General features: G+C 63.2%; 25 protein-coding genes. 16 read left to right on the top strand and 9 right to left on the bottom strand.

The genetic code is table 11. The features are described 5' to 3' along the window. Window positions 1-27: 27 nt before the first annotated feature. The 3 genes from KPG71_RS14365 (at window position 28) to KPG71_RS14355 (ending at window position 2,494) form a co-directional block, all read left to right on the top strand. The gene (locus tag KPG71_RS14365; RefSeq protein ID WP_216338693.1) at window positions 28-744 is read left to right on the top strand and encodes a transporter substrate-binding domain-containing protein; all 717 of its coding nucleotides are present in this window, start codon (window positions 28-30) and stop codon (window positions 742-744) included. Window positions 745-806: 62 nt separating this feature from the next. Then, on the top strand, window positions 807-1,691 hold the full coding sequence (locus KPG71_RS14360; protein ID WP_216338692.1) for an ABC transporter permease: 885 nt from the start codon (window positions 807-809) through the stop codon (window positions 1,689-1,691). Further along, window positions 1,688-2,494 (top strand): ABC transporter permease, encoded by an 807-nt coding sequence (locus tag KPG71_RS14355; RefSeq protein WP_216338691.1) that lies wholly within the window; start codon window positions 1,688-1,690, stop codon window positions 2,492-2,494. The genes KPG71_RS14360 and KPG71_RS14355 overlap by 4 nt, the downstream gene beginning before the upstream one ends. Before the next feature lie 28 nt (window positions 2,495-2,522). Here KPG71_RS14355 and KPG71_RS14350 read toward each other — a convergent pair whose 3' ends face one another. Genes KPG71_RS14350 through KPG71_RS14340 form a run of 3 tightly spaced genes read right to left on the bottom strand, consistent with a single transcriptional unit; the run spans window position 2,523 to window position 4,374 of the window. Next, window positions 2,523-3,323, bottom strand: coding sequence for a DUF4336 domain-containing protein (locus KPG71_RS14350; protein ID WP_216338690.1), 801 nt, complete (start codon window positions 3,321-3,323; stop codon window positions 2,523-2,525). A gap of 3 nt (window positions 3,324-3,326) precedes the next feature. Next, window positions 3,327-3,875, bottom strand: a complete 549-nt coding sequence (locus tag KPG71_RS14345) for a peptidylprolyl isomerase (RefSeq protein ID WP_216338689.1) — start codon at window positions 3,873-3,875, stop codon at window positions 3,327-3,329. Next, on the bottom strand, window positions 3,868-4,374 hold the full coding sequence (locus KPG71_RS14340) for a peptidylprolyl isomerase (protein WP_216338688.1): 507 nt from the start codon (window positions 4,372-4,374) through the stop codon (window positions 3,868-3,870). Before KPG71_RS14340 ends, KPG71_RS14345 begins: the two co-directional genes overlap by 8 nt. A 130-nt stretch (window positions 4,375-4,504) precedes the next feature. On the opposite strand from KPG71_RS14340, the gene pgk reads away from it, so the two are divergent. Together pgk and KPG71_RS14330 are read left to right on the top strand one after the other, a co-directional pair. Further along, complete coding sequence (pgk, locus tag KPG71_RS14335) at window positions 4,505-5,689, top strand: phosphoglycerate kinase (RefSeq protein ID WP_216338687.1); 1,185 nt, start codon at window positions 4,505-4,507, stop codon at window positions 5,687-5,689. A gap of 171 nt (window positions 5,690-5,860) precedes the next feature. Then, the gene (locus KPG71_RS14330) at window positions 5,861-6,754 is read left to right on the top strand and encodes a fructose bisphosphate aldolase (RefSeq protein ID WP_216338686.1); all 894 of its coding nucleotides are present in this window, start codon (window positions 5,861-5,863) and stop codon (window positions 6,752-6,754) included. Between the two features lie 68 nt (window positions 6,755-6,822). Here the strand turns inward: KPG71_RS14330 and KPG71_RS14325 are convergent, their stop codons facing one another. Next, entirely contained in the window at window positions 6,823-7,278 is a 456-nt protein-coding gene (locus tag KPG71_RS14325; protein WP_216338685.1) for a nucleoside deaminase, read from the bottom strand. 64 nt (window positions 7,279-7,342) lie between these two features. On the opposite strand from KPG71_RS14325, the gene KPG71_RS14320 reads away from it, so the two are divergent. The 3 genes from KPG71_RS14320 to cls all read left to right on the top strand — a co-directional run bounded on the left by KPG71_RS14320 (window position 7,343) and on the right by cls (window position 10,803). Further along, window positions 7,343-8,134 carry a pseudouridine synthase gene (locus KPG71_RS14320; RefSeq protein WP_216338684.1) on the top strand — a complete coding sequence of 264 codons (792 nt, stop codon included), beginning with the start codon at window positions 7,343-7,345 and terminating at the stop codon, window positions 8,132-8,134. 574 nt (window positions 8,135-8,708) lie between these two features. Then, window positions 8,709-9,185 (top strand): hypothetical protein, encoded by a 477-nt coding sequence (locus KPG71_RS14315; protein ID WP_216338683.1) that lies wholly within the window; start codon window positions 8,709-8,711, stop codon window positions 9,183-9,185. 166 nt (window positions 9,186-9,351) lie between these two features. Beyond that, on the top strand, window positions 9,352-10,803 hold the full coding sequence (gene cls / locus KPG71_RS14310) for a cardiolipin synthase (RefSeq protein WP_216338682.1): 1,452 nt from the start codon (window positions 9,352-9,354) through the stop codon (window positions 10,801-10,803). A 15-nt stretch (window positions 10,804-10,818) separates the two neighbouring features. On the opposite strand, the gene KPG71_RS14305 is transcribed toward cls, so the two are convergent. After that, the gene (locus KPG71_RS14305; RefSeq protein WP_216338681.1) at window positions 10,819-11,835 is read right to left on the bottom strand and encodes a GlxA family transcriptional regulator; all 1,017 of its coding nucleotides are present in this window, start codon (window positions 11,833-11,835) and stop codon (window positions 10,819-10,821) included. Between the two features lie 252 nt (window positions 11,836-12,087). Here KPG71_RS14305 and KPG71_RS14300 point away from each other — a divergent pair, with 252 nt between their 5' ends. The 6 genes from KPG71_RS14300 (at window position 12,088) to KPG71_RS14275 (ending at window position 18,167) form a co-directional block, all read left to right on the top strand. After that, complete coding sequence (locus tag KPG71_RS14300) at window positions 12,088-12,987, top strand: 5-bromo-4-chloroindolyl phosphate hydrolysis family protein (RefSeq protein ID WP_216338680.1); 900 nt, start codon at window positions 12,088-12,090, stop codon at window positions 12,985-12,987. Window positions 12,988-12,996: 9 nt separating this feature from the next. Beyond that, on the top strand, window positions 12,997-14,196 hold the full coding sequence (locus tag KPG71_RS14295) for a toxic anion resistance protein (protein ID WP_216338679.1): 1,200 nt from the start codon (window positions 12,997-12,999) through the stop codon (window positions 14,194-14,196). A gap of 40 nt (window positions 14,197-14,236) precedes the next feature. Next, window positions 14,237-15,163 carry a DUF2927 domain-containing protein gene (locus KPG71_RS14290; protein WP_216338820.1) on the top strand — a complete coding sequence of 309 codons (927 nt, stop codon included), beginning with the start codon at window positions 14,237-14,239 and terminating at the stop codon, window positions 15,161-15,163. A gap of 20 nt (window positions 15,164-15,183) precedes the next feature. Then, window positions 15,184-16,305, top strand: a complete 1,122-nt coding sequence (locus KPG71_RS14285) for an SPFH domain-containing protein (protein WP_216338678.1) — start codon at window positions 15,184-15,186, stop codon at window positions 16,303-16,305. A gap of 68 nt (window positions 16,306-16,373) precedes the next feature. Beyond that, window positions 16,374-17,492 carry a TFIIB-type zinc finger domain-containing protein gene (locus KPG71_RS14280; RefSeq protein WP_216338677.1) on the top strand — a complete coding sequence of 373 codons (1,119 nt, stop codon included), beginning with the start codon at window positions 16,374-16,376 and terminating at the stop codon, window positions 17,490-17,492. Continuing rightward, the gene (locus KPG71_RS14275; protein WP_216338676.1) at window positions 17,493-18,167 is read left to right on the top strand and encodes a nitroreductase; all 675 of its coding nucleotides are present in this window, start codon (window positions 17,493-17,495) and stop codon (window positions 18,165-18,167) included. A 17-nt stretch (window positions 18,168-18,184) separates the two neighbouring features. Here the strand turns inward: KPG71_RS14275 and KPG71_RS14270 are convergent, their stop codons facing one another. Continuing rightward, entirely contained in the window at window positions 18,185-18,598 is a 414-nt protein-coding gene (locus KPG71_RS14270) for an Hsp20/alpha crystallin family protein (RefSeq protein ID WP_216338675.1), read from the bottom strand. A 150-nt stretch (window positions 18,599-18,748) separates the two neighbouring features. Between KPG71_RS14270 and dtd the strand changes: the two genes are divergently transcribed. Beyond that, the gene (dtd, locus tag KPG71_RS14265; RefSeq protein WP_216338674.1) at window positions 18,749-19,186 is read left to right on the top strand and encodes a D-aminoacyl-tRNA deacylase; all 438 of its coding nucleotides are present in this window, start codon (window positions 18,749-18,751) and stop codon (window positions 19,184-19,186) included. 7 nt (window positions 19,187-19,193) lie between these two features. Here the strand turns inward: dtd and KPG71_RS14260 are convergent, their stop codons facing one another. Continuing rightward, on the bottom strand, window positions 19,194-20,450 hold the full coding sequence (locus KPG71_RS14260; RefSeq protein WP_216338673.1) for a Xaa-Pro peptidase family protein: 1,257 nt from the start codon (window positions 20,448-20,450) through the stop codon (window positions 19,194-19,196). Between the two features lie 94 nt (window positions 20,451-20,544). Here KPG71_RS14260 and KPG71_RS14255 point away from each other — a divergent pair, with 94 nt between their 5' ends. Continuing rightward, complete coding sequence (locus KPG71_RS14255; protein ID WP_216338672.1) at window positions 20,545-21,402, top strand: LysR family transcriptional regulator; 858 nt, start codon at window positions 20,545-20,547, stop codon at window positions 21,400-21,402. A gap of 12 nt (window positions 21,403-21,414) precedes the next feature. Here KPG71_RS14255 and KPG71_RS14250 read toward each other — a convergent pair whose 3' ends face one another. Further along, window positions 21,415-22,602 carry an HlyD family efflux transporter periplasmic adaptor subunit gene (locus tag KPG71_RS14250; protein ID WP_216338671.1) on the bottom strand — a complete coding sequence of 396 codons (1,188 nt, stop codon included), beginning with the start codon at window positions 22,600-22,602 and terminating at the stop codon, window positions 21,415-21,417. A gap of 2 nt (window positions 22,603-22,604) precedes the next feature. Next, on the bottom strand, window positions 22,605-24,731 hold the full coding sequence (locus KPG71_RS14245; RefSeq protein WP_367397361.1) for an ATP-binding cassette domain-containing protein: 2,127 nt from the start codon (window positions 24,729-24,731) through the stop codon (window positions 22,605-22,607). Window positions 24,732-24,757: the final 26 nt, after the last annotated feature.

Here is a 24,757-nt window from a genome sequence, read left to right as displayed (position 1 = left end):
GATACCAACCAAAAAGGGAGCAATATTATGAAAAAGCTGATCCTTTCGACAGCGGCACTGGCCCTCTCGGCCAGCTTTGCCATGGCGCAGGACGTGGTGCGCATGGGCACCGAGGGCGCCTACCCTCCGTGGAACTTCATCAACGACTCCGGCGAGGTCGACGGGTTCGAGCGAGAACTGGGCGACGAGTTGTGCACCCGCGCCGAACTGACCTGCGAATGGGTCACGAACGAATGGGATTCGATCATTCCCAACCTCGTCTCGGGGAACTATGACGTGATCATCGCGGGCATGTCCATCACCGCCGAACGCGACGAAGTGATCGACTTTACCCAGAATTACACGCCGCCCGATCCGTCTTCCTACCTGGCCATGTCCGAGGACGTTGACCTGACCGGTGGTGTGATCGCCGCGCAGGCCGGCACGCTTCAGGCCGGTTATGTTGCCGAATCCGGCGCGACCCTGATCGAGTTCGCCACCCCCGAAGAAGCTATCGCCGCCGTCCGCAACGGCGAGGCCGACGCGGTACTGGCCGACAAATCCTTCCTCGTGCCCGTCGCCGAAGAGGATGCCGACCTGATGATCGTCGGCCCCGATGTGGCGCTCGGAGACGGAATCGGCATGGGCCTGCGCGAATCGGACACCGAACTGCGGGCGACCTTCGATACCGCGATCCAGTCGATGAAGGATGACGGCAGCCTGAACGAACTGATCAAGAAATGGGAAGTCGCATCGACCTTCTGATGCGGCATCACCTGCGGGGGCGGTCCACCACCGCCCCTGCAGCGCCCCCCGGACCATTCTGAATGTTCTCCTACTGCGCCGATCCCGATACGCTGTCAGGCCTGAAATGGCTGTCGTGTTACCTGACGACAGGCAAACACTTGTCCTTCTACATCTCCTTCGGGGTCGTACTGTTGTTGCTGGCCATCACGGCCCCTGCGGCGCTTTTGTTCGGCTTCGGCGGGGCCGCTGCGGCGCGCTCGCGCATCTGGCCTGTGAATTGGCTGGGCCGCATCTACATTGCTATCGTACGCGGTGTGCCTGACATCGCCTTTTTCCTGTTTTTCGTGATCGCGCTCGATCAGGGGTTTGAATGGATGCGCCATCAGGTTCTGTGCCCCGACTGGGATCAGCCGATCCGGCAAGGCAACGATTTCATCGTCTGTGCACAGGCCAAACTGCCGCTTGGCAACGCGCCGCAATGGATTCACGAGGTCTATGGCTTTTTCCTTGCCGTGCTGACCTTTGCCATCGTTTTCGGGGCCTTTGCCGCCAACGTCCTGTTCGGCGCGATGCGCGCCGTGCCCCATGCCCAGCTTGAGACCGCCGAAGCCTACGGCATGACCCGGCGGCAAACCTTCTGGCGCATCCTCGTGCCGCAGATGTGGGTCTACGCGCTACCCGGCCTGTCGAACCTTTGGATGGTGCTGATCAAGGCCACACCGCTGTTGTTCCTTCTGGGTGTCGAGGACATCGTTTACTGGGCCCGCGAATTGGGCGGCACCGCCAACCCGCGCTTTACCCAATACCCCCATGGCGACTGGCGGATGTGGTATTTCCTTGCGCTTCTGGTGTTCTACCTCGGCTTCACGCGCGTGTCCGAACTGGTGCTCGACCGCCTGATGCGCAAACTCAGCCACGGTCAGGCCACGACCGGCGGCGAAGCCCAACGGAAGGCCGCCGCATGAGTTGCTGGCAAACCATACAGGATTACGGGCTGCGCAGCCTCGGGATCGGCGAACGCCTGCTGCCGCGCGAAGGGTTCACACTGTGCGAACAGATCACCCTGATCGGGTCGGGCATGATCTGGAACATCTATTTCGGCGCGCTGGCCCTGCTGGCGGGATTCTTTCTGGCCACGGCACTGGCCGTGGGCAAGGGCGCGCGCAACCGCATGATCCGTAAAAGCGCCGAATGGTTCATCTTTCTCTTCCGTGGCTCACCGCTGTTTATCCAGTTCTTCTTTGCCTATTTCGCATTTCTGTCGTTGAAACGGCTCAGCCCGGCGTTCGATGCGTTCACATCGGCGTGGCTGGGGGCGCTGATCGTGTTGTTCCTCAATACCGCCGCCTATTCGGGCGAAATCTTTTATGGCGCACTGCGCTCGATCCCCAAGGGCGATGTCGAGGCCGCCGACGCCTATGGCTTCTCCGGGTGGCCCCGCTTTCGCCGGATCGTCTGGCCGACCATGCTGCGCCTCGCTTGGCCTGCCTACACGAATGAGGCGATCTTTCTGTTCCACGCCACGACGTTGGTATTTTTTACGGGGTTCCCCGCATGGCAGCAACGCGGCGATGCGCTTTATTACGCGAACTACTTCGCCGACAAGACGTTCAACCCCTTCGTGCCCTACCCGATCCTGGCCGGATATTTCATCCTGCTCACACTAGTGCTGCTGGCACTGTTCGGATTGATCAATCGCCGCCTGAATCGTCATTTGCCACGGGCCGCGCGGCGTGGTCTGAAATTCCGCATGAACCTGATACGTTAATCCCCGCAATCATCGCCGGGACGGAAACTCAGAGGTCTGAGTCACGCGTCTTGCGGGCCTTCACATCGCTCAGCGCCCTGTCCCACGCCCGCCCGCGCAACACCCGGCGAAACGCACGCTCAAGTTCCGCCACCCCATTCCTGTCATACCAGCGGCCATGTGCCAAAATCACCCGCTCGGGCCCCCAGCCAATCATCCGCTCCAGATCCTCGGCCAGTGCCGTCTTGTCGCGGAAGGTCCATTGCATATCGGGGGGCATCTTGCCGTCGCTGTCGTCGATCCCCGCGATCCAGACGAGAGGCCGCATCCAGACCGGCAGTTTTTCGGTCTCGAACGCTTCGATCAGGTCGGTCAGGATCAGCGTATCGCTGGCCCGGTGAAAAAACACCGCCTCGCGATGTGTCTTGCTGCCGCGCACGATCAACTGATCGATCTGCCCCGCCCAGGGGAGCTCGGACCCGTCCCATTGCAGATCGTGATCAAGACGCAACTCAAGCCCCTTTTTCGCAGCCCGCTCAGTCACGCCCGGAGCACCCCAAGCCTCGGCATCGGGCCAGGCAGCCTGCCAATCCGCGATATGGGCATAGTGAATCCAGTTCGGCGCAATCAGGTGGCGCACCGGGCCAAGTGCATCGAGTTCCGCACGCAAACCGTCGGTCAGATGCGTGGGCGAATGCACCCATAGATCGCCGTTTTCCAACCGCACTACCGTGGCGCGGGTCGAAAACGGCAATCCCATGAACCGGATCGCCGGTCCGTCGATCAGCCACAGCCCGTCGGCCACGGGTTTGAGCGTATCAAGCGGCTCGTATCCCGTGGCCTCCGTCATGGCTTATTCCGTGACCGTGACCCGGGCCATCGCGTCGGGCTTGCCGACCACCGCACCGTTGGGGCCCTTGCCCCGTTTGATCGCGTCGACCACGTCCATGCCATCCGTCACCTCACCGACCACGGTGTACTGGCCGTTCAGGTGATGAGCGGGGGCGAACATGATGAAGAACTGCGAATTGGCGCTGTCCGGGTTCCGGCTGCGCGCCATGCCCACGACACCGCGCTCGAACGGGACCTCCGAAAACTCGGCCTTCAGGTCGGGCCGGTCGCTGCTGCCGGTGCCGGCCATACGCATGTCACCGCCCTCCAGCTTGCCGAACTGCACATCGCCCGTCTGCGCCATGAACCCCTCGATCACCCGGTGAAAGACGATCCCGTCATAGGCCCCGGCTTCGGCCAATGCGGTGATCTGCTCCACATGGCCCGGGGCCACATCCTCGAAGAGGTCGATCGTGACGGTGCCGTTGGCCTCGCCCTCAACCTCGATCTGCAATCCCGTCGCCAGTGCCGGGCTGGCCAGCAGGCTGAAAAGAAAAGCCAGTTTACGCATCGGAAGCCACCTTCATGCTGATCATCCGGTCGGGGTTCGCGGGCGGCTCGCCACGGGTGATGGCATCCACATGTTCCATCCCCGAAATCACGCGGCCATAGACGGTGTATTGCCTGTTCAGGAAATGGTTGTCGCTGAAATTGATGAAGAACTGGCTGTTGGCGCTGTCCGGGTTCTGGCTGCGTGCCGCACCGATGGTGCCGCGATCATGCGGGATGCCGCTGAATTCGGCCTTGAGGTTGGGCAAATCGCTGCCGCCGGTACCGGCCATGCGTGGGTTGTAATCCTTTTCCATGTTGGCATTGGCCACATCGCCCGTCTGAGCCATGAAGCCGTCGATCACCCGGTGAAAGGCCACGTTGTCATACTGGCCGCTGCGCGCCAGTTCCTTCATCCGCTCGCAATGGTTCGGGGCGATCTCGGGCAACAGTTCGATCGTTACCGTGCCGTCCTTCAGTTCCAGCAGAATGGTGTTCTCGGGGTCTTTGATCTCGGCCATCTGGCGCTCCTTGTCTGATCTGTCGCCGAATACCTAAGATGCCGCGCCCCGATTGCCAAGCGCAGAGCTTGACGCCCCGCCCCCAAGAGGCCATGAGAGGCGCGCATTTGACCCAAGTGGAGACAGTGGCATGAGTTGGAAAACCCTCGATGACATGGACCTCAATGGCAAGACGGTCCTGACACGGGTCGACATCAACGTTCCCATCGAAAACGGGCGTGTCACCGACGCCACCCGCATCACCCGCATCGTCCCCACGATCGAGGCCATCCTTGCCGCGGGCGGCAAACCGATGCTGATCGCCCATTTCGGCCGCCCCAAGGGCAAGGTCGTCGATGACATGTCACTGCGCCCCATCGTTCCCGCACTGGAACAGGCCCTTGGCCACACCGTAACCTTCATCGAAACACTGGAAGGTGCCGAGAACCTGACCGCCGAGGCGCGTGAGGCCGAGGTGCTGCTGCTGGAAAACATTCGTTTTCACCCCGGCGAAGAGGCCAACGATCCTGATTTCGCCAAACGTCTGGCAGGCTTGGGTGACATCTATTGCAACGACGCTTTCTCCGCCGCCCACCGCGCCCACGCCTCGACCGAGGGGCTGGCCCATCACCTGCCCGCCTGCGCGGGCCGCCTGATGCAGGCCGAACTCGAAGCGCTGCAAGCCGCACTCGGCCAGCCCAAGCGCCCGGTGGTTGCCGTCGTGGGCGGTGCCAAGGTCTCGACCAAGCTCGACCTCCTGGGCAATCTCGTGGAAAAGGTCGATCACCTCGTCATCGGCGGCGGGATGGCCAATACGTTCCTGGCCGCACAGGGGCTGAACGTGGGCAAATCGCTGTGCGAACACGACATGGCCGACACCGCCCGCACGATCATGTCCAAGGCCGGGGCGGCGGGCTGTGAGATCCTGCTGCCGGCGGATGTGGTCGTGGCGCGAGAATTCGCCGCCAATGCCCCGCATGAAACCGTACCCGCCCATGCCTGCCCCACGGATGCGATGATTCTCGATGCCGGGCCGCAATCGGTGGCGCGCATCACCGCCGCCATCGACGCCGCCAAAACCCTGATCTGGAACGGCCCCCTCGGCGCATTCGAGATCGAGCCCTTCGATGCGGCCACCAACGCCGCTGCCGCCCATGCCGCCGCGCGCAGCAAGGCGGGCGATCTGACCTCGGTCGCCGGGGGCGGGGATACCGTGGCGGCCCTGAACAAAGCCGGGGCCGCGCAGGATTTCACCTATATCTCGACCGCCGGGGGGGCATTCCTGGAATGGATGGAAGGCAAGGCCCTGCCCGGCGTCGCCGCGCTTGAGGGCTGAGACAGAGCCCGGAATTTCCCTGAGTTCCACCTGCCCGAGTGGTCGTGTTGTTAGCGCGACCACGATTGCAACCGTGCCTGCCCTCGCCTAGAAGCAAGCTAACCGTGCGGTATCCTGTCCGGGGCTGCGCGTATCACCAGTCAATCCATATGTCGAAAACGGGGATCACAGATGTCGAAGGAACGTCAGGCAGAGCAGATGCGCAACGGACAGGGCTTTATCGCGGCCCTCGATCAATCCGGCGGCTCCACCCCCAAGGCGCTGCGCCTCTATGGCGTGGAGGAAAGCGAATACAACTCCGACGCCGAGATGTTCGACATGATCCATGCCATGCGCGCCCGCATCGCGCAGGCTCCCGCCTTTACCGGCAACAAGGTTCTGGGCGCGATCCTGTTCGAAATGACAATGGACCGCAAGATCGACGGCAAGCCCTCGGCCACCTTCCTGTGGGAAGATCGCGGCGTTGTCCCCTTCCTGAAGGTCGACAAAGGGCTGGCCGATGAGGAAAACGGCGCGCAGGTGATGAAACCCATGCCCGAACTCGATGCCCTGCTTGAGCGCGCGGTCAAGGCCGGTATCTTCGGCACCAAGATGCGCTCGGTGATCAACGCGGCCAACCCTGCAGGTATCAAGGCCGTCGTCGCCCAGCAATTCGAGGTCGCCAAACAAATCCTCGGCCACGGTCTGATCCCGATCGTGGAGCCCGAGGTGACGATCAGCATCAGTGACAAGGCCGAGGCCGAAGACATCCTGCTGTCCGAGATCGCCGCGCAACTCGATGCCCTGCCCGAAGATCAGCAGGTCATGCTGAAACTGACCCTGCCGGAAACCGACAACCTCTACAAACCCCTGGTCGACCACCCGCGCGTGATGCGTGTCGTGGCCCTGTCGGGCGGCTATAGCCGCGACGAAGCGAACGCCCGCCTGTCACGTAATACCGGCATGATCGCCAGCTTCAGCCGCGCCCTGACCGAAGGCCTGTCGGCGCAGCAATCCGACGATGAATTCAACGCCACCATCGCATCCTCGATCGACAGCATTCATCAGGCTTCGGTCGCGGGCTGAAACGACCTCGGGTCGGGCATGTCTGACGACACCCGGATATTTCTGCCTGAAGCAACCGGACCGCTCGATCAGATATCGCGACGGTCCTGAAAGAAGTATCTGAGAAGTTGTTGGGCTGCCTCGCCCGCAATGCCATCATATACTTCGGGAACATGGTGGCATTGCGAATGGCTGAATACGCGCGCCCCATGAGCCACGCCACCCGATTTCGGGTCCGACGCGCCATAATAGACTCTTGCAATACGGGCTGCGGACATGGCCGTGGCACACATCGCGCACGGCTCCAGTGTGACATACAGGGAATACCCCGGCAGGCGTTCACTTTGAGCCGCTTCGCATGCCGCACGGATCACCAGAATCTCGGCATGCGCGGTGGGATCGTGCAACTCACGTGTACGATTCCCCGCCTGCGCCACGACTTGCCCATGCGGATCGACGATCACCGCCCCGACCGGCACCTCGCCCCGCGCAGCAGCCTTGCGCGCCTCGTCGAGCGCGATTTGCATATGGCTTTTGAACGTCATCCTGCCCTATTGCCGTGCGATCCCCGCTTTCGCAAGGGCGGGCTTTGCGCTAAGCGGTGTTCTTATGAACACATCGCAACATAAAGGCGACCGAATTGCCAAGGTAATTGCGCGGGCTGGGGTGGCTAGTCGGCGGGGGGCGGAGCGGATGATCGAGGCCGGTCGTGTGGCGGTTAACGGGAAGGTAATCGACCGTGCCGCGCTGAACGTGACCGACAAGGACCGGATCACCGTGGACGGGCGCGACCTGAAGGCCCCGGAACCGCCGCGCCTGTGGCTCTATCACAAGCCTGCGGGCCTTGTGACCACCACGCGCGACGAACAGGGCCGCCAGACCATTTTCGACGACTTGCCCGACGACCTGCCGCGCGTGATGAGCGTGGGGCGGCTGGACCTCAACTCGGAGGGGCTTCTGCTGCTCACCAACGATGGCGAGCTCAAACGCAAGCTGGAGCTGCCCTCGACCGGATGGTTGCGCAAATACCGGGTGCGCATCAAAGGCCGCCCGACCGACGCCACGTTTGAGCCCCTGCGCCAAGGCATTGAAATAGACGGAGAAAAGTTCCAGCCGATGAGCGTCACGCTGGACCGCCAGCAAGGCGCCAACGCCTGGGCCACGGTGGGCATCCGAGAAGGGCGCAACCGCGAAGTCCGTCGCGCGATGGAGGCCGTGGGGCTGAGCGTGAACCGCCTGATCCGTATCTCCTACGGGCCGTTCCAGCTGGGCAATCTCAAGACCGGCGCGGTCGAGGAAATCCGCCCCCGCATCCTGCGCGACCAGTTGGGACTGAAGGACGAAACAGAGGTGGCGAAACCGGGCAAACCAAGGCCACAACGGACCCGGCGCAAGCGCTGACGCACCCCCGGCCCCTGAACGATATCTTACCCGACCGCGCACCGTTTCGCGCTGCGTTCCGACCGGCATTCAGGCCCCGGCGAATCGTACAAAACGTACGAAATACCCCATTGATTTGTACAAAACACCGTTGGGCCGGTTTTGCGGGCAAAAGTTCGATGGTTGAAGCGTTTTGGTGGGGCAGTGCAGGGTGAAAGCCTAACCGTCGTGCCCGCCGGGAAAGTGGGTGGAATGCGGGACAAAACTGCCGTTGCCTGTGCCGCGCATTGCCAGACCGCGGGATGGCGATCAAACGGTCATTCTTTGCAGTTTATGCCAGCCCAATCCGAAAGAGGCCTGAACGGGGCGCCGTCCTCACCCAATCGCCAGCCCGTATGGGCGGTCTGGCGATGCGCGGCGGCCTTCGGCCGCTGTATCGCGCGACCGGGAAGACCTCTCCGGTTTCAATCCAGACAACAGCCGGACATGGTGCCGATAGGTGGAATGCGGACTTTGCTGCCATTCGCTGAATGCGTTATGTGCCTCGAAAAGCCAAAGAACCTAAAGTAGGCAACGAACGCAATTGGAGTTCCCAATGGAAATTGTAGGACGAGCTGACGAACCGTGGGATGCGTTGTTTATCTTCCATTTTCTATCGTTGGAAGGGGACCAAGTGGTTGCCGAGAGGTTGCAGAAGTTGATTGCGCGCGAAGCCGATGCAGGTTTGAACTTCGGTAAACACATAACGGCTGGAAAACGAGATGCGCCGAGTAGGTTTTCAGGGCGTTTTCTTGAGCGAAAGGAATGCTTTGCCCTCCTTGGCGCATGGAACGAACCCGACGGAGAGATGGACTGGATGTGCTATGCACCTAACCACGGTATCGCGACGGTGAGGGATGGGAAACTGGACTGGTGGGCCTTGATTTGCTTTCAATGTGCCAATACGGGAATTGCTGGTTCACTGGCGCTGCAAGGGGCTTCGGCACCAAACCGCAACCTGCCCGCGGGGCCCGAATTTCATGATCTGCTCATCGGTTTACTTCCTGAACGCCCGTTCCCAATTCGAATGTAAGTTTGGGCTCAATCTGGTCATTCGCCTCACGGAGCATCGCGATCTGCTATGCAGTACATAGCTGATGCCGGGCATGGATGTCGGCTGAGCCCCGCCAGGAGCAAAAACTTCTTTGCAATCTTGCGACACCACCTGAGAATGGCCCGACAAATGGGTGTCGTTTGAAATGAGTTCGTCGGTCATCGCCATCTCCCTTGTCGCGCTGCACGTCGCGCTTCAGGCGGGGTTTATCGTTCGCGCTCTGCTGCGGCCGCATCGGGAGCCCTCGTCCCGTATCGCTTGGGTTCTGGTCATTCTCGCGATCCCGGCCGTCGGAATGTCAGCTTATGTGCTGTTCGGGGAAACGAATATCGGTCGACGCCGTGTCGCGCGTTACAAGACGGCGATCGCGCTTGTCGGCCCTGCCACAGAGACCGGGCACGAGAACCGGGAAGCCCTGGAGGGCCTCGGGGCCGATCACGAGCAACTCTTTCGGCTGGGGCAGTCGATCAGTGGCTTTCTTCCGGTTTCCGGCAATGCCGCCCGCCTGATGCCGGACTCGGACAGCGCAATAGATTCCATGATCGCCGACATCGACGCGGCGCAGGAAAACGTCCACCTCCTGTTCTACATCTGGCTGGACGACACGAACGGGCGAAAGGTTGTCGAGGCTTTGAAACGGGCGGCGCGGCGCGGCGTTGTCGTGCGCGCCATGGCGGACGATCTGGGATCGCGGAAGCTGGTGCGGTCCGGCCATTGGACAGACATGCAGGAGGCCGGTGTCAGGCTGGCGCGGGCGCTGCCTGTGGGAAACCTCCTGCTGCATCCGATCCGGGGCCGGGTCGACCTGAGAAACCACCGCAAGATCGTGGTGATCGACAGCCGGATCACCTATTGCGGAAGTCAGAATTGCGCCGATCCGGCGTTTCTTCCCAAGGCGAAATACGGCCCCTGGGTCGATCTCATGCTCCGCTTCGAGGGGCCGGTTTCAGATCAGAACCAGAAGCTCTTTCTTCAGGACTGGCTGTCGCATGTGGATGATCCCCTGACGGACCTGCAGGACGCACCGGCGCGCCGCAGGTCCGATGGGGATGTCATTGCCCAGGCGATCGGAACCGGGCCGACCATTCGCAACTCTGCCATGCCCGAAGTGTTCGAGGCACTGATGCATAACGCGAAAGACGACCTGATCATCACCACCCCCTATTTCGTGCCGTCGGAAGCCATGCACTCGGCGCTTTGCTCGGCCGCGTTTCGCAATGTGCGCACATCGCTCGTGATGCCCAGACACAACGATTCATGGGTCGTCGCGGCCGCGAGCCGAAGCTATTATCTCGAACTGCTGAAAGCCGGGGTCCGCATTTTCGAGTACCCGAATGGATTGCTTCATGCAAAATCCATGACGGTCGATGGTGAAATTGCCCTGATCGGTTCGGCAAATCTGGACCGCCGCAGTTTCGATCTCAACTATGAAAACAACATTCTCCTGAAGAGCCGCGCCCTGAGCGCGAAAATTCGCGAACGCCAGGAGGCCTATATTTCAGCGTCGGGCGAAGTCACCCGGTCCGACGTGGAGAATTGGAGTGTCGGACGGCGGTTATGGAACAATTCGGTGGCCATGCTTGGGCCGGTGCTCTGAGCGGGCCCGCGCGCCCTAGCCCTGCACCGTGCTCCATTTTTTGCGGTAGCTGCGCGGGGACTTGCCGAAGCGTTTGCGAAACCGCGTGGCCATTTGCGAGGTGCTGTTGAAGCCGGTGGCGGCGGCGATTTCGGCGACGCCGAGATCGGTTTCGTTCAGCAGGGCGTGCGCGCGCGAAATCCGCAGGTCGATATAGAACTGCGCCGGGGTGCTGCCGACATGGGTGGTAAAGAGCCGCTCGAGCTGTCGGCGCGAGATGCCGACGCGCAGCGAGAGTTCGTCGATGGGCAGCGGCGTGTCGAGGTTGTCGTTCATCATGTGCATGGCCGCGATCAGATGTGTGTTGCGACTGCTGAGGGCGAAGGAGAACGCCGATTTTTGCTTGCGGTCCTGAAGATTCGAACGGACGTGCAGGCACATGTCGGCCACGATGGTGGCGAGGTCGGCGCCGTGGTCGCGCTCGATCAGGTCGAGCATCATGTCGGTCGCGGCGCTGCCGCCGCCGCAGGTGACAAGCGGGCCGTCGATTTCATAGAGCGCGCCGGTGGGCTCCAGATCCATGAACTTTTCGACAAAGGCGGGTTGGTTTTCCCAATGCAGGGTAAAGCGCCGCCCCTCGAGCAGCCCCGCCTGCGCCAGTGAAAACGCCCCCGTGCAGATCCCGCCGACCCGGCAGCCGAAGGTCCGCTGACGGCGAATCCACTGGGTCGCGCGGCGGCTGGCGGTGCTGGCCGGTTCGATCCCCGCGCAGACAAAGGCCAGCGCATCGCGGGGCACGTCCGTCAGCCCGCTGTCGGGGGTGATGTGCACCCCGCAGGAGCAGGTGACCGGCCCGCCCTCTTCGCTCATCACGTACCAGCGGTAGAGCTCCCGCCCGGCGACCTGATTGGCCACGCGCAGCGGTTCGAGCGCCGAGGTGAAGGCCAGCAGCGTCAGCTTGGGCAACAACAGGAAATAGACGTCGCGCGGCGGGCCGTCATAGGCCACGCTGAAACTGGCTGCGCCGCGGGGGACGAAAGATCGCGTTGTCATGACGCTGTCATAGCATCCTCTGTATCCGTGGGTAAGACGGGGCCGCCCGTGCGGGCGGTGAAAATGACGGCAGCGCAATGGCGATGCGCCGCCCGCCACAATCTTCCCCCTAGCAAGGACTGGCGGGTTGGCCTAAGTTTGGTGAGACAAAAGGAGTTCCGGGGGACGTATGTCCGATACAGGGTTGCAGAAACTGGCGTTTTTCCTGCTGGTCTTGCTTATTTTCTACGTTTCCGTTGCAGGGGGCGTGTGATGGCGCAACGCTATGGCGGACACTACAGCCCCGATGGCCCGTCCGAAGACGGGCCGCGCAAGCCGGCGACGGGCAGTTATCGCGGTGCGAAACGCACCCGTGCCGGGGGCCGGGTCAACCTGCTGTTTCTGGCCCCTCTGCCGCTGATCTGGAAGGCGTTCACCACCGATCCCGTCGGCATGGCGCAGTATCTGGCGGCGCTTGGCCTACTGATCCTGTCCGCGTGGCTGACCCGCGAGGGGATACTGGCGCAAGAGGCCTATGAGGCGCGCAAGGTGGCGCGCCGCCCGGCCCTGCCGCGCAAGATCGTCGGATCGCTCTGTGCGGGCGCGGGCCTGTTCATGGCAGGGATCGCCGGGTTCGGCCTGCTGGAGGCGGTGATCTTTGCCGTTCTGGGGACGGTCATCCATTCCTTCGCCTTCGGGCTGGACCCGCTAGCGGACAAGGGCATGGACGGTGTGGACATGTTCCAGACCGACCGTGTGGCGCGGGCCGTGGACGAGGCCGAAAAACATCTGTCGGCCATGTCGGAGGCCATTCAGCGCGCAGGAGACCGCCAGCTCGAGGCGCGGGTGGATCGGTTCAGGACCACGGCGCGCGATCTGTTCCGCACGGTCGAGGAAGACCCGCGCGACCTGACGGCGGCGCGCAAGTACCTGTCGGTTTACCTGCTGGGGGCGCGCGACGCGACGATCAAGTTCGCCGACATCTACGGGCGCAACCGCGATCCGCAGGCCAAGGCGGATTATTCCGCGCTTCTGGACGACCTCGAGGGGAATTTCGCGGCGCGCACCGAGAAGTTGCTGCTGGACGACCGCAGCGACCTGGATATCGAAATCGGCGTTCTGCGCGACCGCCTGCAACGCGAGGGCATCCGCCCGGACACCAACAACGAGTGAGGGAATACCATGTCGGACACCATCCGCCAGAAAGCCGAGGCCGCGCTGGCCGAAGTCGAGGAAGTCAGCCGCGCCATCCTGCCCGAACCTGCCGAGGCGAATGCCATCGTGCCGCTCGAACAGGCCGATGCGGCCGCAGGCGGGGAAATCCGCAAGCGCATGGACGAGATCGACATGTCGGATACCAATTCGATCGTGTCTTTTGGCTCGGCCGCTCAGGCGGAACTGCAGGAAATCTCGCAATCCATGCTGCAAGGCGTGCGCAACAAGGATGTCGGCCCGGCGGGCGACAGCCTGCGCGGGATCGTCACCACGATCCGCGGCTTTTCGGTGTCCGAACTGGATGTGCGCCGCGAGCGGACATGGTGGGAAAAGCTGTTGGGCCGCGCCGCGCCCTTTGCCAAGTTCACAGCGCGGTTCGAAACCGTGCAGGGGCAGATCGACAAGATCACCGACGATCTTTTGCATCACGAACACACGCTGCTGAAAGACATCAAGTCGCTGGACCTGCTGTATGAAAAGACGCTGCAATTCTATGACGAACTGGCGCTTTATATCGCGGCGGGCGAGGAAAAGCTGAAAGAGCTGGACAACACCCATATCCCCGCGAAAGAGGCCGAGGTGCAGGCCGCGCCCGAAGGCGATCAGGTGATGAAGGCGCAGGAGTTGCGCGACCTGCGCGCAGCGCGCGACGATCTGGAACGCCGGGTGCACGACCTGAAGCTGACCCGGCAGGTGACGATGCAATCGCTGCCGTCGATCCGGCTGGTGCAGGAGAACGACAAGAGCCTTGTGACCAAGATCAACTCGACCCTGGTGAACACCGTGCCGCTGTGGGAAACGCAACTGGCGCAGGCGGTGACGATCCAGCGTTCGGCGCAGGCGGCCGCCGCGGTGCGCGACGCCAACGACCTGACCAACGAATTGCTGACCTCGAACGCCGAAAACCTGCGCGAAAGCAACAAGATGATCCGCGAGGAAATGGAGCGCGGCGTGTTCGATATCGAAGCCGTCAAGAAGGCCAATGCCGACCTGATCGGCACGATCCAGGAAAGCCTGGCCATCGCCGACGAAGGCAAGGCCAAGCGCGCCGCCGCCGAGGAAGAGCTGAAGAAGATGGAAGCCGACCTGCGCGACACGCTCGCCGCGGCCAAGGCACGCAAGGACGGTGTGGGCGACAATGCCGGCACCTCGGTTCCGAAAGGCTGAACAGGCAGTGGGCGCGCGACGATTCACGGTCCGGGCATTCATGGGGCTGGCGGTGCTGGCCCTGTCGGCCTGCGCGATGACCACCACGCCGCCCGGCACCAAACCACAGGCCCGCCCGCCGGGCCTTGTGCCCGCCCCGGCCCCTGCCCCGGTCGGCCCCTCACCGGCCAGCCAGGCCATGTCGCGCTATTACGCGGCTGTGCAGGCCGACCTTCTGGCGCAAGGCTTGCTGCGGACCGATGGCGGCGGGCCGGACACGCCTTATACCGACACCGACGTGATGCGGAATTTCGAGCGGATCGCGTTCTATGACGAATACGAACGCAACGGCGGTTTCCGCCGCTCCAGCGGGGCCGCCGTCGGGCTGCGCAAATGGACCCGGCCGGTGCGCATGTCGGTCGAGTTCGGCGATACCGTTCCAAAGGCGCAGCGCGCCGAAGACGAACGGATGGTGCGCGATTATGCCAAACGGCTGGCGCGCATCACCGGGCACCCGATTTCGACCGGGCGCGAAAATCCGAATTTCCACGTTCTGTTCATGGGGGAGGACGACCGCGATCAGGCGGTCGCGCGCATCCGGCAGATCGTGCCGAATATCAATGCGTCCTCGCTGGCGCTGTTTCGCACGCTGCCGCGGTCGATCCATTGCCTTGTGGTGGCGTTTTCGGACGCCGAACACGATTACAGCTACAGCCGCGCGATTGCCTTCATCCGCGCCGAGCATCCCGACCTGATGCGCCAGTCCTGCGTGCATGAGGAACTGGCGCAGGGGCTGGGGCTGGCCAATGACAGCCCGCGCGCGCGGCCCTCGATCTTCAACGACGACGACGAGTTCGCGCTGCTGACCACCCATGACGAAGAGCTGCTGAGCCTGCTCTATACCCCGGCGCTGACCCCCGGCATGCAACCCGATGAGGCCCGCCCCATCGTCGCCCGCATGCTGGCCGGTGCAGCCGGGTCGATCTGACGACAAAGGAGACCTGAAAGATGGGTATTTTCGATTTTCTGACCGGCGAGTTCATCGACGTCATTCATTGGGTCGACGATACCCGCGACACGATGGTCTGGCGGTTCGAGCGCGAGGGCCACGAGATCAAGTATGGCGCCAAGCTGACCGTGCGCGAGGGGCAAGCGGCGGTGTTCGTGCACGAGGGGCAACTGGCCGATGTGTTCACGCCCGGCCTTTACATGCTCGAAACCAACAACATGCCGATCCTGACGACGCTGAACCATTGGGATCACGGGTTCAAGTCGCCGTTCAAGTCGGAAATCTATTTCGTCAACACGACGCGGTTCAGCAACCTGAAATGGGGCACCAAGAACCCGATCATGCTGCGCGACCCGGAATTCGGCCCCACCCGCCTGCGCGCCTTCGGCACCTATACGGTCAAGGTGGCCGATCCGGCGCGGTTCCTGTCCGAGATCGTCGGAACCGATGGCGAATTCACCATGGACGAGATCAGCTATCAAATCCGCAACATCATCGTGCAGGCGTTTTCGCGGATCATCGCGGGCAGCGGCATTCCGGTGCTGGACATGGCCGCCAACACCGCCGACCTAGGCAAGCTGGTGGCCGCCGAGATTTCCAAGGTGGTGGCCGAATACGGGTTGACCATCCCCGAATTCTATATCGAGAACATCTCGCTTCCGCCTGCGGTGGAAGAGGCGCTGGACAAGCGCACCTCGGCGGGGCTGGCCGGGGATCTGGGCAAGTTCACCCAGTATTCCGCCGCAGAGGCGATGACCGCCGCTGCCAAGAACCCCTCGGGCGGGGCGGGCATCGGGGCCGGGCTCGGCATGGGGATGGGCATGGCGATGGCCCAGCAGATGGCCAACCAGCAAGGCCCCTGGGGTGCGGCGCCGCAAACCGGACAGGCGGCCCCGCCGCCCCCGCCTCTGCCGGTCGAGCATGTCTGGCACATCGCCGAAAAGGGCAAGACCCACGGCCCCTATTCCAAGGCCGACATGGGACGCATGGCCGGAGACGGCAAGCTGACGCGCGACAGCCATGTCTGGACCGCCGGGCAGGATGGCTGGCTGCGGGCCGAGGACGTGGCGGAACTGGCGCAACTGTTCACCGTGCTGCCGCCGCCGCCGCCGGAGGCGTGACACCGGCGCAGGGGCTGCGCCCCGCCTGATCGTCTTTTCATGCGCCTTTCCGATGGCAGGTTTCGTTCATGCCTTTTTCCGACACTTCCGCGTCCCTCGAAGAACACCGCTTTCCCTGCGATCAATGCGGGGCGGATTACCGTTTTGATCCGGCGGCGGGGCGGCTGGTGTGCGATCATTGCGGCAACAGCGAGGACGTGGCGCAATCGGGCCCCTGGGAAAGCTCGATCCGCGAGCTGGATTTCCGCAGTGCCCTGGCGCAGGACCTGCCCGCGCAGGACATCGAGGAAACCCGCGTCAGCACCTGCCCCAATTGCGGCGCGCAGGTCGAGTTCGACGCAGATGTTCATGCCGCCGAATGCCCGTTCTGCGCTACGCCGGTGGTCACGGATACCGGCACGCATCGTCATATCAAGCCCAAGGGGCTGTTGCCCTTCGCACTGGACGAAGACACCGCCCGCAAGGCGATGACCGATTGGCTGGGCCGCCTGTGGTTCGCGCCCGGCGGGTTGAAGGAGTATGCGCGCAAGGGGCGGCGCATGCAGGGGATTTACGTGCCCTACTGGACCTTCGATGCCGACACCCGCTCCGCCTATCGCGGTGAACGCGGCACGGTTTACTACGAAACCCGCACCGTCACCCGCAACGGCAAGCGCGAGCGGGTGCGCGTGGCCAAGGTGCGGTGGCGCGCGGTGTCGGGCCGGGTGGCACGGTTTTTCGACGATGTGCTGGTGCTGGCCTCGCGCAGCCTGCCCAAGAGGTTCACCGACGCGCTGGAGCCGTGGGATTTGTCGGCGCTCGAACCCTACAACCCCGAATACCTGGCCGGGTTCCGCGCCGAGGGGTATTCGGTGGAACTGGAAGAGGGGTTCGCCGAGGCCCGCCAGATCATGGACCGGGTCATCGCCCGCGACGTGCGGTTCGATATTGGCGGCGACCGGCAGCGCATCCATGACATCCAGACCGAGATCGGTGACATCACCTTCAAGCATGTCCTGCTGCCTGTCTGGCTGGCGGCCTATAAATACCGCGGGCAGACCTATCGCTTTGTCGTCAACGGTCGCACGGGCCGGGTTCAGGGCGAGCGCCCGTGGTCGGCGTGGAAGATCGCCCTTGCCGCCATCGCGGCGCTTTTGGTCGGGGCCGTGGTGGGGTATGTCGTCGCCAAAGAACAGGGAGTTTTGTAAATGAGCGACGCCTATGAGACGCTGACGCAGGTGCTGCGGGAGCGGCATTCGTGCCGCGCCTTTCGCCCCGATCCGGTGCCGGACGAGGTGATCACGCGCATTGTCACCGCAGCGGGTCAGGTCCCGTCCTGGTGTAACGCGCAGCCCTGGCAGATCACCGTGACGCGCGGGGCCGAAACCGAGCGTTTCCGCACCGCGCTGCTGGAGCGGGCCGCGCAAGGCGATCCGAAGCCCGATCAGCCCTGGCCACAGGGATTTCCCGGTATCTACGGCGACCGGCGGCGGACCTGCGGGTATCAACTCTATGACGCGGTGGGCATCGCGCGTGACGACCGCCCGGCGCGGGCCGAACAATCCATGCGGAACTATCGCCTGTTCGATGCGCCGCATGTGGCCATCGTGCATAGCGAGGCCGCGCTTGGCCCTTACGGGGCGATGGATACGGGCGGCTTCATCGCCGCGTTCATGCTGGCGGCCAGATCGCTTGGCGTGGACACGATCGCACAGGCCGCCATTGCGGCCTATTCCCCGATGGTCCGCGCGCATTTCGGGTTACCGGATACGCGGACCGTTCTGTGTGCGATCTCCTTCGGCTACGGCGATACGGACCATCCCGTTAACGGTTTCCGCACCGAACGCGCAGACCTAGATGAAATCCTCGACCTGCGCGGCTAGGAACAGCCCCCAAGGCATCACCCGCGCTTGATCGCGACCTTTTTGGCCTCACCGGTGGCTTCTGTCCGTTTGGGCACCGACAGGCTCAGCACCCCGTCCTTGAGATGCGCCTCGAGCCGGTCGCCATCCGCATCGGCGGGCAGGCGAAAGGTCCGGCTGAACGCACCGTATTGCCGTTCGGAAAAGAACCATGTGTCGCCCTTCTCCTCCCGCTCATGGGTTTTCTCGCCCTTCACGGTGACCACGCCGTCATGCACCGACACATCGATATCGCTTTCGGACACGCCGGGCAGTTCCAGAGTGATGTGATACGCATTGTCGCTGGCCGATGCATCGGAGGCCGGAGACAGCCAGTCGGCCACGCGCTGACCGAAATTCAGCATGGGCTCGTAAACCGACGGCCAGAAGCCGGATTGGGATTTTTCAACCATGGTGCCAACTCCTTTCATTGAAACGAATGGCAGGCAGTATGCACATCGCTGGCGCGGTGCGCTTTGATTCTGGTCAAAGTCCGGGCCTTGCGACGGCACGAAAATTCGGCCAACAGGGTGACGAACCGGACACGAAATCGGAGCGGGATCATGCGCGCATTGCTGCAACGGGTTGCACGGGCCTCGGTAACCGTCGAGGGGCAGATGACAGGGCAGACGGGCCCCGGCCTGTTGGTGCTGGTCTGTGCGATGCAGGGCGATACCGAGGCGCAGGCCGATCACCTGGCCGCCAAGATCGCCAAACTGCGGATTTTTACCGATGAGGCGGGCAAGATGAACCGCTCGGTGCGCGAAATCGGCGGCAGCGCCCTTGTGGTCAGCCAGTTCACGCTGGCCGCCGACACAAGCCGGGGCAACCGGCCCGGATTTTCAACCGCCGCCCCGCCGGAGGACGGCAAGCGCCTGTATGACTATTTCGCCGCGCAACTGGCCGCGCAGGGCGTGCCGGTTGAAACCGGCCGGTTCGGGGCCGACATGAAGGTGGAACTGCTGAATGACGGCCCGGTGACGATCTGGATGGAGGCCTGAGCGGCCCCTAGCGCAAAAGCGCGTCCTCGAACGGGAATTGCGATAACAATTCGACCCCGGTGTCTGTGATCAGCACCTGCTGTTCCAGCTTCACGCCTTCGCTGCCGCCGTCCTCGCCGATATAGCTTTCCACGCAGAGCGTCATGCCGGGCAGGATTTCACCGTCATAGCCCGCATCGGGGAAATCCCCGTGGTGATAGAGATAGGGGTATTCCCCGGTCATCCCGCAGCCATGCGAGGACAGGTAATAGCGGTTGGCATAGTATTTCTCGGGGATGTCCCAGGCCGCGTTCGCGTAGTCGCGAAAGGACATGCCGGGGCGCAGGATGCCCATGTTGTAATGGACCTGCTCATGGGCCACCTTGTAGAGCTCGCGTTGCGTATCGGTGGGCGCATCGGGTCCGGAATGAAAGGTGCGCGAGAAATCGGCGTAATAGCCGTGACAGCCCACCACATCGGTATCGAGCGCGATCAGTTCGTTCTTGCCGATCATGTTGTCCGAGGTTTCCTGAAACCACGGGTTCGTGCGCTCTCCGGCGTTCAGCAGACGGGTTTCCACATAATCACCGTTCTGCGCGATGAGAGACTGGTGCAGAACCGACCACAGTTCGGCCTCGGTCAGGCCGGGGCGGATCGCGGCGCGCAGTTTCCCGACGCCGGTTTCCGTCGCCCGCAGCGAGGCGATAACGCATTTCATTTCCTCGTGCGACTTGATAGCGCGGGCCATCTCCACGGGTTCCTGCGCATCGACGATGGTCTGCCCCTGTTCGCGCAGGGCAAGGGCGGTGCCGGCGTTCAGCCGCTCCAGCCCCACGGTTGCGCCTTTGCCGACCAGTTCGCCAATCAGGTCAGCCATTTCGGCGGCCCAGGCCTGTTCACGCGCGGCGATATGCGGACCGGCGGCCACGAAACTGGCGGTTCTGGCCGGTCGCACCTCGTCCACGGTTTCGAACCCGTCGGCCAGATGCAGGCAGCCGGTGAATTCGAACAGGATGGAACGCTCGGCGGTCAGCAACAGATAGCGCGAGGGCGCGTTGCGCATGGAAAACACCTGCATGTTGCGGGTGCCGGTGGCATAGCGGATGTTCACCGGATCGCTGAGGATCACCGCGCCGATGCCACGGGCGGCCATTTCCTGCCGCACACGGCCCTGCCGGTAGAGCCGCACCGCGCGCAGGTCGATGCCTTCGCCTTCGGGGGCGCGATCCAGTTGGGCGAGCCCCTCAAGGTCGCTGCGTTCGGCGTGCCAGTCGAGTTCGGGCATGTCTGGTCCTTCTCATTCCCTATGGCGATTTATCCGCTACGCGCGGCGCAAGGAAAACCTTGGAAATTCTCATTCCATCGCATAACTTTTTGTTATGTCAGTCAAACGCAATTCCCTGCCCCCGCTGGATACGCTGTTGTTTTTCGACTGTGTGATGCGTCATGGCAGCTTCACCCGTGCCGCGGATGAGCTGCATGTCACGCAGGCCGCCGTCAGCAAGCGTGTGCGCCAGCTCGAGGACTGGCTGGGCGTGTCCCTGTTCGACCGCAGCACCCGACAGATGACGCCGACCCCGGCGGCGCAGGCGCTGTCGGAAAAGGTGGCGGTGACGCTGGAATTTCTGGCGCAGGGGCTGGAGGCGGTGCGCGCGCCCGAAGACCCGCCAGTGCAACTGGCCGCCATGGGGGCAGTTTCGATGTTCTGGCTGCAACCAAGGCTGCGCGCCTTTGCCCTGGGTGACGCCGCCTGCCCGATCAACCTGACCACCACCGACCACCCGCGCGACCTGTCGTCGGCCACGCATGATTTGTCGGTGCTGTACGGCGATGGCCGGTTTCCGGGGCGCAGGGCGCATATGCTGTTTGCCGAAACGCTGGTGCCCATGGCCGCGCCGGGGGCGGAGATCGCGCATGCCCCCTTGCTGGACTATCCGCTGCGAGGCCCCGACTGGATCGGATGGGAGCGATGGCATGCCCTGACCGGCAGCGATACATTTGCCGACCGGCCCCGCCTGCGCTGTGCCAGCTATGCGCAATCGGTGGGGCGGGCGTTGCAGGGCGACGGGATCGCCCTTGGCAGTCTGCATCTGCTGAAGGACGAGTTGCGGCATGGCGCATTGAGCGCCCTACCCGGCCCGTCGCTGGAGACCGGCAAGGGCTATTTCCTGACGCAGCCGGAAAACCGCCTGCCGAGCGAAAACACCCGGCGACTGTGGGCGTTTCTGACCGGCTGACCGCATTCGGGATCAGGGTTCGCGGAAGGCCTCGCGCGATTTGTAGAGCGGCTTGAGCAGGTATTGCAGAACGGTCTTCTGGCCGGTGTGCAATTCCGCCTGCGCCTGCATGCCGGGGCGGATTTCGATGCTGGACTGGCGCGGCGTCAGCGCCGACATATCCACCCACAGCGTCACCTTGTAATGCGGGTTGCCGTCGGGATCGCGAGCGTTTTCGTCCTTGAACGTATCAGCGGAAATGAAATCCACAACGCCCTTGAGCGTGCCGTAGATCGTGTAATCATAGGCGGTCAGCTTGATCGTGGCCTCTTGCCCGCGCCGGATATTGGCGATGTTTTCGGGCGCGACGCGGGCCTCGACAAACATTTCCTCGTCCAGCGGGATGATCTCCAGTATCTGCTCGCCCGGGCGGACGACCCCGCCGATGGTGGTGACGTTCAGGTTGTTGACGATGCCGCGCATGGGGCTGGTCAGGACGGTACGGTTCAGCTGATCCTGACTGGCCTTGAGGTTCTGCTTCAGCGTCGCCAGTTCCTTGAGCGTGTCGGAATAGTCCTGTGCGCGGTCCAGTTCGGTTTGCGTCACGATCTCGTCATAGCGCTTTTGCGCGTCGGCATGATCCTTGCGGGCGCGGGTCACTTCGATCAGGGCCACGACATTCTTTTCCAACAGGTTTTCCAGAAGCTGGCGTTCCTCGGCGGCCTGATGCAACACCTCTTTGGCACCTTCGCTGCGCTTGACGTAATCGGCCTGCCGCGCCTTCAGCAGCGCCTTTTCCGAAGCCACGATTTCGGGGCTGCGGGCGGCCAGATCATCGGGCACGGCAAAGTCGAACTGCCCGGCCAGTTCCGCCTTGAGCCGCAGGCGGCGGATGTCATGGGCGTTGATCTGATCGCGCAGATCTTCGACCGAGGATTTGAACTGTGTCCCGTGCAGCCGGGCCAGCACATCGCCCCGATCCACGATATCGCCTTCCTGCACCAGCAGTTCGGACAGGATGCCGCCTTCGAGGTTCTGGATGATCTGCGGGCGCGAAGACGAGATGAACTCGCCATCGGCACGCACGATTTCATCGACCCATGCAAAGGCGGCCCACATGATGAACAACCACACGCTGGCGGCGCAGAGCCAGATGGTCAGGCTGGGGCCGCGCAGCCGGTCGTTGAGTTGCGCGACAAGGGTCGTTGCGCCTGTGGCCATGCTCATACCCCTCCCTGCGGGCCCTGGGCGATATGCGCCAGCACCTGATCGCGCGGACCGTCCACCGCCATGCGGCCGTTTTGCAGGATCATCGTGCGATCCGTCAGTTGCAGGATCGGCACGCGATGCGTCGCGATCACCGCCGTGCGGCCCGCCAGCCAAGTTTCAAGACGGCTGACCAGCGTGCGCTCGAGCGTCTGATCCAGCGCGGCGGTCGGTTCGTCCAGCAGGCAGATACGCGGATCCTGCAGCCACAGCCGCGCCCAGCCGATCGACTGGCGCTGTCCCTGGCTGAGCCCCTGCCCGCCGTCGCGGATTTCCAGATCAAGCCCCTTTGGGTGGGATTTGACGAATGGCCCCAGCCCGGCGAAATCCAGCGCCTGCATCAGGCGATCATCGTCGCGTTCCAGCAAGGTCAGGTTCAGGTTCTCGCGCAGGGAGCCGGTGAACAGGCGGACATCCTGCCCCAGATACCCCACCAGACGGCGCAGATCGCGCGGCTCGATCTGGTTCATGTCGGTGCCATCCACCATGACCCGGCCCCTGGCGGGCGCGTAGAGCCCCGACAGCAGTTTGAGGAAAGTGGACTTGCCCGAGCCGTTGGCCCCGAGAATGGCCAGTTTCTGCCCCGGCTGAATGGCCAATGCGGGGATGTCCAGAACGGGCGCGGCACCCGTGTCATAGCCGAACTGGACCTCGCGCAACTCAAACCCGCCCTCCAGCGTTTCGCGCCGCAGGTAAGAGCGGTCGCTCGCGCTGTCCTGTTCGGCCAAGGCGATCTGGTCCATGCCATTGAGGGCGGATTTCACATTGCTCCACCGCGCCAAGGTGCCTGCCAGTTGCGTCAGCGGCGCCAGCGTGCGGCTGGTAAGGATCGACACGGCGATGATCGACCCCACGGTGAAGTCTCCGGCGAACACCAGATAGGTGCCCATGATCACGGCAGAGACATATGTGGCCTGCTGCACGCCCTGGCTCCAGAACGTCAGGGTCGAGGCCAGTTTGCGCTGCTCGCTGGACTTGAGCGCCTGAAGGGTGGTCAGCTCGGTCCAGAGGCGGCGGAACCGATCCTCGGCGCGTTGGGTTTTCAGTGTGTCCAGTTCGAAAATCGCCTCGTGCAGGAGGCGCGAGGATTTCGACGACGCGCCCTGTGTTTCCTGTGTCAGGCGGATCATCTTCTTTTGCAGGAATACCCCCGGCAGGACCATCAGGATCGCGCCGAAGATCAGCACCCAGACCACGTTTCCGGCAATCGACGTCACCAGCAGAAGGAAGACGAAGATAAACGGCACATCCGCAAGGCTGCCAATGGTCGAGGCGGTGAAGAATTCACGCACCGAGCCGAATTCGCGCATCGCGCTGAACAACTGGCTGGGCGTGCGGCCCGCCACCTCGGATCGCATACCCAGAAGGCGGTTCATCAGAAGGGATTGCACGTTCAACTCGATCTGCCGCCCGGCCCCGTCCATCAGCCGCGCGCGGGCGATTTTCAGAAACGCCTCCATCAGCAGCGCCAGCGCCGCGCCGCCCGCCAGCACCCAAAGCGTCGCTTCGGACTGGTGCGGGATCACGCGATCATAGACCTGAAGCGCGAACAGCGCGACCGCAACCGCCAGGATATTGGCCACAAAGGACCCCAGAACCACCTCGGCGAAATGGCGGCGGAACCCGGCGAACTGACCCCAGAACCAATGTGGCTCGGCCCGTGTTTCGGTGTGCGATCCGGAAATCCGGTGCAGGGGCGCTTCGGCGCGCACGACGATGCCGGTGAAATAGGGTTCGAACTCGTCCAGTGCGACCGTAGCGCGATTGTCGGTGCAGGTGGGATCGTAGATTACCAGATCGCCGCGATCCTGTTGCAGCACGAGGATGAACTGCCCGCTGGTCATCTGCGCGAGGGCGGGCCAGTGATCGCCAAGGCACTGCGCGACGGTCTCCACCTCGGTCAGCAGGCCGACCGCGGCCAGACCGTCGGCCAGGGCCTGTGGTTGCGGCTGATCGCCAGTGGCGGCGCTCGACATCATCGCCTCGAGGATATCGCGCGCCATGACCTCCTGCCCCAGAATGGCGGCGTAGGTGGCCCCCAATTTGGCGCGGGCCTCGGCCCGTCCGCCAAAACGCGAGTTTATCTGTGGCTCGGGCGGGGATGCGGAGG

This window comes from Roseovarius sp. PS-C2 (assembly GCF_018862045.1).
Lineage (GTDB): Bacteria > Pseudomonadota > Alphaproteobacteria > Rhodobacterales > Rhodobacteraceae > Roseovarius.
Note: the sequence above shows the minus strand (reverse complement) of the source record. Positions and strands in the feature narration are given on the sequence as shown.